The sequence below is a fragment of the Variovorax sp. Root434 genome, assembly GCF_001426595.1.
Classification (GTDB): domain Bacteria; phylum Pseudomonadota; class Gammaproteobacteria; order Burkholderiales; family Burkholderiaceae_C; genus Variovorax.
This window is the reverse complement of sequence record NZ_LMEK01000026.1, coordinates 237,305-245,884: the sequence shown is the minus strand read 5'-3', so window position 1 is coordinate 245,884 and position 8,580 is coordinate 237,305. Positions and strand designations below refer to the sequence as shown.

Here is an 8,580-nt window from a genome sequence, read left to right as displayed (position 1 = left end):
TCGGCCTGGGCAAAGGCCGGGCGTCTTCAACCTGGTGAGCGGCACCGGGCCGGAGGTCGGCGCCGCGCTGTCGGCGCATCCGGACGTGGACATGATCTCGATCACCGGCTCGACCAGGGCCGGCGTCCTGGTGGCCCAGGCCGCCGCCCCGACGGTGAAGCGCGTGGCCCAGGAACTCGGCGGGAAATCACCCAACGTGATCCTGCCGGACGCGGACCTGGCGCGGGCCGTGCCAGCAGGGGTGGCGGCCGCCTTGCGCAACGTCGGCCAGTCGTGCAGCGCGCCGACGCGCATGATCGTGCCGCGTGAGCACCTCCAGGAGGTCGAACGCATCGCGCTCGAAGCGGCGTCCAGCTTCGTCGTGGGCGATCCGCGCGCCGAGCAGACCACGCACGGCCCTGTGGCGAATCGCGCCCAGTTCAATCGGGTGCAGGAAATGATCGGCATCGGAATCGCCGAAGGCGCGCGGCTCGTTTGCGGCGGCCCCGGTCGGCCCGAGGCCTTGAGCCGCGGCTTCTACTGCCGCCCGACCATCTTCTCTGCCGTGCATCCCCAGATGCAGATCGCGCAAGAGGAGATCTTCGGGCCGGTACTCGCGATCATTCCGTACGACAGCGTCGACGAGGCCGTGGAGATTGCCAACGACACCGTCTACGGCCTGGGCGCTCACGTCCAGGGGCAGGACCTTGCGGCGGCGCGCGCCGTCGCGGCGCGCATCCGCTCGGGGCAGGTGCACATCAACTATCCGGCCTGGAGCCCCCATGCTCCGTTCGGCGGCTACAAGCGCTCGGGAAATGGCCGCGAATACGGCATCGAGGGCCTTGAGGAATATCTGGAAACCAAAGCCATTCTTGGCTTCAATGCTTAGGAGAAAAAATGACCGTGGCCATCATGCTGCACCGTGCCGACGGCGCGCCTGTTTCAACCGCTTTCCGCAGGGCGCCGTTCGGCAAGGACGACCCCTTCGCGCGGCATCGCGAGATCGCATGGGAAGGATCCAACGCGATGAGCGCGGGCCGCATCAGCTTCATCGGCGAGCTCGACATCGCAAGTTATCCGCACATCGAGACCATCGTGGTGTCTGAAGGCGAACTGACGCTGACAGCGGCCGGCTCCGCTGCGTTGGTGCTCGGTCCGCAAACAGGTGCTGTGATCGGATGCGGCACCGCCCTTCGCATCGTGGCGACGTCCCGCGTGCAGTTTTCCTTTTGCGCGGCCGCCTGCGACAAGCCGACGAAGCGCGGCCTTGTCCCGCTTCGCGCCGACGCCGACTTCAAGCCGTCCCGTTCGCTACCGGCAGAGGCGTTGCTAGGGCCGGCGCCGGAGTGCCGCAGCGACAACGTCTTCACCGAGGATGCCGCGGGGTACAGCGCGGGCACCTGGGATTCGACCCCCTACCATCGGATCGTTCGCCCGCATCGCCAGAACGAGTTCATGCACCTCGTGGCCGGCAGCGTGCGATTCGCAGCACCGGATGGCGGCGTGCTGTCGGTGGGCACGGGCGACGCGCTCTTCGTGCCGCAGGGTGCATCGATCGGGTGGGAAAGCAGCGATTGCGTGGCGAAGTTCTTCGTGGTCCAGGCCGTCCAAGCTTGAACGAGCGGCGAGATTCATCATGTCCCCTCCGCTGAACCAGATTCAAACTCTCCCCACGCCACCGGCTTCGGCGGACGTCGTCGTCATCGGCGGCGGCATCATCGGCGTCTTCACCGCCTACTACTTGGCCAAGCGCGGCGTGTCGGTCGCATTGGTCGAGAAGGGCCGGATCGGCGCTGAGCAGTCGAGCCGCAACTGGGGCTGGTGCCGGCGGCAGAACCGCGATGCCCGAGAATTGCCCATGGCGAGCAAGAGCCTGGACCTGTGGGAACAATTTGCCGCCGAGAGCGGCGAAGACACCGGCTTCCGTCGCTGCGGGCTGCTGTTTCTCAGTAACGACGAGACTGAATTGACCGGCTGGGCCAGCTGGCGTGATTTTGCGAAAACTTCAGGCGTCACGAGCCACATGCTGAGTAGCCGCGAAGCCGCCGAGCGCGGGCAGGCGACCGGCCGCGCCTGGAAGGGCGGCGTCTTCTCGCCCAGCGACGGCACCGCCGATCCCGCCAAGGCCGCGCCGGCCGTGGCCGCTGCGCTCATCAAGCTCGGGGGCAGCGTCCACCAGAACTGCGCTGCCCGCGGCATCGAGACCGAAGGCGGGCGGGTCAGCGGCGTCATCACGGAAGCCGGCGTCATCAGAACCCGCACGGTCGTGATGGCAGGCGGCGCCTGGGCGTCTTCGTTCTGCCGACAACTGGGCATCCGTTTTCCGCAGGCCTCGATCCGGCAGTCCATCCTGAGCGTGTCCCCTGTGGCGCATCGCCTGCCGGACGCCCTGGTGATGTCGGGCGTGTCCGCCACGCGCCGCAACGACGGACGCTACGCACTGGCCATCAGCGGCCGCGCGCGCGTGGATGTGACAGGCCAGTTCCTGCGCTTCGCTCCGCAGTTCGTGCCGATGTTCGCCAAGCGCTGGCGCAGCCTTCTTCCGGGTGGCCTGCAAGGCATCCGGGGCGGCCATGAGACGCTGGCGCGCTGGCGCCTCGATGCGCCGACGCCGATGGAACGCGTGCGCATCCTCGATCCGAGGCCCTGTTCGACCACGATCAAAGAGACCCACCGCCGCGCTGTCGAACTGCTGCCCCAGCTTCACGAGGCCAGGATCACGCATGCGTGGGCCGGCTTCGTCGACAGCACGCCGGACGGTGTTCCCGGCATCGGCGAAGTGCCTGGCATGCCGGGCTTCATTCTGGCCGCGGGCTTCTCCGGACACGGCTTCGGCATCGGGCCCGGCGCCGGCCACCTGATCGCGGACCTGGCCACCGGCGCCGAACCGATCGTCGATCCCACACCCTTCCGGCCCGGCCGATTCAGCGGCACCGCTTGGGGCAAGGTCGCTGATTTCTAAAACCTTAAACAGGAGACAACCATGAATGATCACAGCAGCCAATTGAAAGGTAGTGACATGAAGCGGACGAACAGGATCGACGATGCCCCCATGGGCAAACTAACCCGGCGCGACGCCGTTTTTGCAGGCGCGGCCACTTTTGCCCTGGGCTCCCTGGGGCTGGCGGCGCGTGCTCACGCCGCCGCGCCGGCCACGAAGCCGACCGGCCAGGCCATCCTCGGCTTCTCGCAGGAGGTGACTGTCCTGCATCCGCTGATGACCGCCAACGAAGTGGACCAGGGCGTCTGGTGGAACCTCTTCAGTACGCTGTGGATGATCGACGCGGACGGGAAGTTCGTGCCCCTGCTGGCGAACGCGGTTCCTACCCTCGAAAACGGCGGCATATCGGCTGACGGCCTGACCTGGCGTGTCGAGTTGCGGCGGGACGTGAAGTGGCATGACGGCAAGCCGATGACGGCGGAGGACGTCAGGTATTCGATCAACCTCATGAAGAACCCCGCCTTCCGCGCCCGCAACCGTACCGCCTTCGAGTTCATCGCGTCCGTGGCCACCGAAGGTGACCACGTGATCACGTGGAAGCTGAAGGAACCGTACGCACCGCTGACATCCGTGCTGAGCTGGACCTTCATCGTCCCCGCGCACATTCTTTCGCAGAACCCGGACCCGAACTCTCCGCTGTTTGCCGCCGCGCCCGTCGGCACGGGGCCGTTCAAGTTCGTCAGCCGCAAGACCGGCGACCACGTGATCCTCGAGGCCAATCCGAACTACTTCGGCAAGGGGCCGTCGCTGAACCGGCTCATCTTCAAGTACGTGCCGGACCTGAATGCGATGTACACCCAGTTCAAGACAGGGGAGATCGACTACGTCGGCCTGCAGGGCATCCCGGCCAACTTCTACAAGGAAGCCACCGCGCTGCGAGGCCGCCGCGTCTACGCGGCGCCCCGCGGGGCGGTGGAGAACCTGACGCTCAACCTCGCTCACCCGGCCCTGGCGGACAAGGCGGTGCGCAAGGCGCTGAACATTGCGATGGATCGCCAGGCGATTTGCGATCTCGTCTACTACGGCGTGCCGAAGCCGGCCAACAACTACCTCGTCCCGACGCACTGGGCTTCCAATCCCAACCTGCCCAAGCCCGAGTACGACCCCAAAAAAGCCTCCGCAATGCTGGACCAGGCCGGCTGGGTGCGCGGCGCAGACGGTATTCGCGTCAAGAATGGCGTGCGGCTGTCCTTCACGAATTCGACGACCACGGGCAACCAGCTGCGCGCGCAGACGCAGCAGCTCATTGCCGACGACTTCAAGAAGATCGGCGTCGAGATGCTGATCAAGAACATGGTCGCGGCGGTGCTCTGGGCAGACTTCTGGCGAAACTCGGAGTTCGACAGCCTGATGACCGCGCCGACCTACACGATCGCTTCGGATCCGGACATCACGCACCGCTTCGGCTCCGGCGCGATCCCGAAGCAGACAGGCTCAGGGTCCAACGTGAGCCAGTACAAGAACGCCGGGGTGGATACGCTGCTCACCCGAGGCCGGCAGGAATACAACCTGGCGAAGCGCAAGGAGATCTACGCCAAGGTCCAGGAGCTGATCATGGACGACCTGCCGTTCCTGCCGCTTTTTTACGAGGTGCAGATCGAGGGCACGAAGGGCGGCCTGGACGGCTATGCGAACAACGTGAACGCGCTGGCCAACAGCTGGAACGCGGCCAGCTGGCGCTGGGCGGTGTGACGCATCATGGCTCGCTATCTTCTGCGCCGCTTGCTGCAGTCGCTGCTGCTGCTCGCGCTCGTCTCTGTGATCGCCTTTGCCATCCTGCATCTCGCGCCAGGGGGGCCGCTGGCGCAATTTGTCGCCACCGGCGATCTCGGCCAGGAAGACGTCGACCGGCTGATGAAACAGTACGGGTTGGACCGGTCCGTGCCGATCCAATATCTGGACTGGGCCCGAAGCATTGCCACAGGCGACTGGGGCACTTCTTACCGGGACCAGTTGCCGGTGCTGAAGAAGATCGGCATGCACGTCGGGCCGACGCTCGAACTCATGTTGAGCTCGACCCTGCTTGCGATGTTCATCGGCGGCATGATCGGCATCCTGGGTGCGGTGCGGCGCTACTCGTTCTTCGACCATTTGGCCACGGTGGGCGCGATGGTCGCGCTGTCGATCCCCACATTCTGGTTCGGCCTGGCCGTCATCTATGTGTTCTCGGTGAACCTGGGTTGGCTGCCGGCTGGCAACCGCGAAACCATCGGGGACGGCTCCTTCATCGACCGTCTGCATCACCTGGTGGCGCCGTGCATCGTGCTGGCGCTGGTGTCCACCGCCGTGTGGAGCCGCTACATGCGCTCGTCGATGCTTGACGTGGTGAATCAGGACTACATCCGCACGGCCAAGTCCAAGGGCGTGCCCGCCATGCAGATCCTGTTGCGCCACGCGCTGCGCAACGCGCTGCTGCCCATGATCACGATCACGGGCCTGCACGTGTCCACGCTGCTCAGCGGCGCGCTGGTGACGGAAACCGTCTTCACCTGGCCGGGCATGGGCCGGCTCTTTCTCGACAGCGTCAGCAACCGGGACTACCCCGTGGTAATGGGAATGCTGATGTTCACGGCTTGCATGGTTCTGCTGGGCAGCCTGGTCGCGGACCTTCTCTACTCCGTCGCGGACCCGCGCATCAAAGGAGCATCGAAATGAGCACTGTCCAGACCCTTCCGCTGGTTCCGCCTCGCCGCACGCTCGGCGAGCGCTATCCGACCCTGAGACGCTTCCTCCGCCACCGGGCGGCGCTCCTGGGTGTGGGCATCGTGCTGTTCATGACGCTCCTGAGCTTCATCGGCCCCTGGCTGATGCCGTTCAACGCCACCGATACCGACATTCGCGCGCGGCTGGCGGTGCCGTTCGCGGGCCCGCACGTGCTCGGAACCGATCCCTTGGGCCGCGACATCCTGGCGCGCCTGATGCATGCCGGGCGCATCTCCCTGGCTGTCGGCTTTGCAGCCACCGCGCTGTCGGTGGTGGTGGGCGTGCTGGTGGGCCTCGTGGCGGGCTTCTACCGCGGCGCGATCGGTGCTGCGCTGATGCGCTTCGTGGACGCGATGCTGTGCTTTCCGACCATCTTCCTGCTGCTGGCCGTTGCGGCTCTGATCGAACCGTCGGTCGCCTCCATCGTGCTGCTGATTGCCTTGGCGAGCTGGATGGAGGTGGCACGCGTGGTGGAAGGGCAGATCCGATCGCTGCGCGAACGCGATTTCGCGCTCGCCGCGGAATCGCTCGGCGCCAGCGACAGCCGCATCATGTTCCGCGAGCTCTTACCCAACGCGGTCGCGCCCATCGTGGTCGCCGCGACGCTGAACATCGCGCACGCCATCCTGGCCGAGTCGTACATCAGTTTTCTTGGCTTCGGCATCCAGCCACCGACGCCGAGCTGGGGAAACATGCTGGAGAACGCGCAGAGCTACCTGACCAATGCGCCCTGGCTCGCGATCGTGCCGGGCCTGGCCATCACGCTGACCGTCACGAGTTTCAACTTCATTGGTGACGGCCTGCGCGATGCGCTGGACGCAAAACTGGATCGATGAAATGCTTGATATGAATCGCTTTGAACCGATCCCCGCCCGGCATGCAGGAACCGCCGTCGACGCGGAGAACATCCTGGACGTGCGCGATCTGAACGTCGCCTTCCGCACAGCGGCCGGAGTCGTGCATGCCGTGCGCGACGTCAGCTTCTCGGTGCGCCGCGGCGAGACATTGGCGCTGGTGGGGGAAACCAGTTCCGGCAAGAGCGTGACCTGCCTGGGCCTGCTCGGCCTCACGCCGCCCGCGCCTTACTGCACGATCAGCGGGTCGGCCCGGCTTGCGGCACGCGACGGCAAGACGTACGAATTGGTCGGCTCGCCCGAGCGCGTGATGCGACGGGTGCGAGGAGGCATCGCCTCGGTGATCTTCCAGGAACCGATGACGTCCCTGAATCCGGTACACACCGTCGGTGCGCAGATCTGCGAGAGCTTGCGCATCCACCTCGGGATGAACGGGCGTGCCGCCACGAACCGCGCCGCCGAACTCTTGAACCAGGTCGGCATCTCGGATCCGAAGCGCCGGCTGGCGAACTACCCGCACGAGCTGTCCGGCGGCATGCGACAACGCGTGATGATCGCCATGGCGATCGCCTGCGAGCCGTCGCTGCTGATCGCCGACGAGCCCACCACCGCGTTGGACGTGACCATCCAGGCCCAGATTCTCGAACTGCTGCAGAAGCTGCAGTCGCAGACCCGCATGGCCATGATCTTCATCACCCACAACCTCGGCACGGTGGCCGAGATCGCAGACCGCGTGATGGTGATGTATGCAGGCCGGATCGTCGAGCAGGCGGATGTCGTAACGCTGTTCACGCAGCCGCGGCATCCCTACAGCCGCGGCCTGATCCATTCGGTTCCGCGGCTTCATTCGAGTCATGCCCGCAAGACGCCGCTGTTCGCGATTCCGGGCAACGTGCCCGATCCGGCCTCGCACCCCCCGGGCTGCACCTTCGGACCGCGCTGCAAGCACTTCGAGCCGGGTCGCTGCGATGCCGCGGTGCCCAACCTGGATAACGCAAAGCAGGGCCATCTGGTGCGATGCGTCCGTTGGCCGGAAATCGAAGGAGCCGCATGATGCAGCAAGAACACCTTTCTCCCCCCTTGTTGCAAGTCGAGGGTTTGCGCAAGTGGTACCCGCTGGGCGGCGGCTGGCTTGGCAAGCCGGCGCAGAGTGTCAAGGCAGTCGACGGCGTCAGCTTCGAGATTCGCCGTGGCGAGGTGCTGAGCCTGGTCGGCGAAAGCGGCTCGGGCAAAAGCACGATCGGCCGCGCCATCCTGAACCTGGACCCACCGACGGCAGGCCAGGTGCATTTCGACGGAGAAGCCCTGGTGGGCCTCACGCGGCGCCAGATGCGGCCCCTGCGGCGTGCGATGCAGATGGTGTTCCAGGACCCGTACTCGTCCCTGAACCCGAAACACACCGTAGAGCAACTGCTCTCGGCGCCGCTGGAAATCCACATGCCCGAAATGACGGTGCAGGAGCGGCGAGACCGCATCGATACGGTTCTAAAGACGGTCGGACTGAACCCCGCGCACCGTGCGCGCTATCCGCACGAGTTTTCCGGTGGGCAGCGCCAGCGGATCGGCATCGCCCGTGCGCTCATGACCGAACCGCAGCTGCTGGTGGCCGACGAGCCGGTGTCTTCCCTCGACGTGTCCGTGCAGGCACAGGTGATCAACCTTCTGCTGGAGCTGAAGCAGCGGCTCGGACTCACCATGCTGTTCATCAGCCACGACCTCGCGGTGGTGGGCCACATCTCGGACCGGATCGCCGTGATGTACCTCGGCCGCCTCGTGGAGATCGCCGACGCCGATTCGTTGTTGAACAACCCACGGCATCCGTATACGCGTGCGCTGATGGCCGCCGTTCCGAACATCGATCCGCGGCAGCGGCGTCCGCGCGAGCTGCTCAAGGGAGACATCCCCAGCCCGCTGTCGCCGCCATCGGGCTGCGCGTTCCGCACGCGCTGCCCCCACGCGCAGTCGGCGTGCGCGAGCGGGGTCCCGGAACTCCGGTTCATAGAGCGCAATCACGCGACCGCGTGCATCCGCGACGACATCTGA

8 protein-coding genes are annotated in these 8,580 nt (G+C 65.9%); all 8 read left to right on the top strand.

Going from position 1 to position 8,580, the window contains the following annotated elements; translation table 11 throughout:
- Positions 1-868, top strand: an 868-nt coding sequence (locus tag ASD05_RS30850; protein WP_235508098.1) for an aldehyde dehydrogenase family protein, incomplete at its 5' end; no start/stop codon positions are given.
- Positions 869-876: 8 nt separating this feature from the next.
- Positions 877-1,596 (top strand): cupin domain-containing protein, encoded by a 720-nt coding sequence (locus ASD05_RS25915; RefSeq protein ID WP_056598504.1) that lies wholly within the window; start codon positions 877-879, stop codon positions 1,594-1,596.
- A 19-nt stretch (positions 1,597-1,615) separates the two neighbouring features.
- On the top strand, positions 1,616-2,941 hold the full coding sequence (locus ASD05_RS25910; RefSeq protein ID WP_056598500.1) for an NAD(P)/FAD-dependent oxidoreductase: 1,326 nt from the start codon (positions 1,616-1,618) through the stop codon (positions 2,939-2,941).
- 21 nt (positions 2,942-2,962) lie between these two features.
- Positions 2,963-4,672 (top strand): peptide ABC transporter substrate-binding protein, encoded by a 1,710-nt coding sequence (locus ASD05_RS25905; protein ID WP_200955498.1) that lies wholly within the window; start codon positions 2,963-2,965, stop codon positions 4,670-4,672.
- Between the two features lie 6 nt (positions 4,673-4,678).
- Complete coding sequence (locus ASD05_RS25900; protein ID WP_056598492.1) at positions 4,679-5,635, top strand: ABC transporter permease; 957 nt, start codon at positions 4,679-4,681, stop codon at positions 5,633-5,635.
- On the top strand, positions 5,632-6,519 hold the full coding sequence (locus ASD05_RS25895; protein ID WP_056598489.1) for an ABC transporter permease: 888 nt from the start codon (positions 5,632-5,634) through the stop codon (positions 6,517-6,519). Before ASD05_RS25900 ends, ASD05_RS25895 begins: the two co-directional genes overlap by 4 nt.
- Positions 6,491-7,591, top strand: a complete 1,101-nt coding sequence (locus tag ASD05_RS25890; protein ID WP_235508097.1) for an ABC transporter ATP-binding protein — start codon at positions 6,491-6,493, stop codon at positions 7,589-7,591. Before ASD05_RS25895 ends, ASD05_RS25890 begins: the two co-directional genes overlap by 29 nt.
- Positions 7,588-8,580 (top strand): ABC transporter ATP-binding protein, encoded by a 993-nt coding sequence (locus ASD05_RS25885; protein WP_235508096.1) that lies wholly within the window; start codon positions 7,588-7,590, stop codon positions 8,578-8,580. The genes ASD05_RS25890 and ASD05_RS25885 overlap by 4 nt, the downstream gene beginning before the upstream one ends.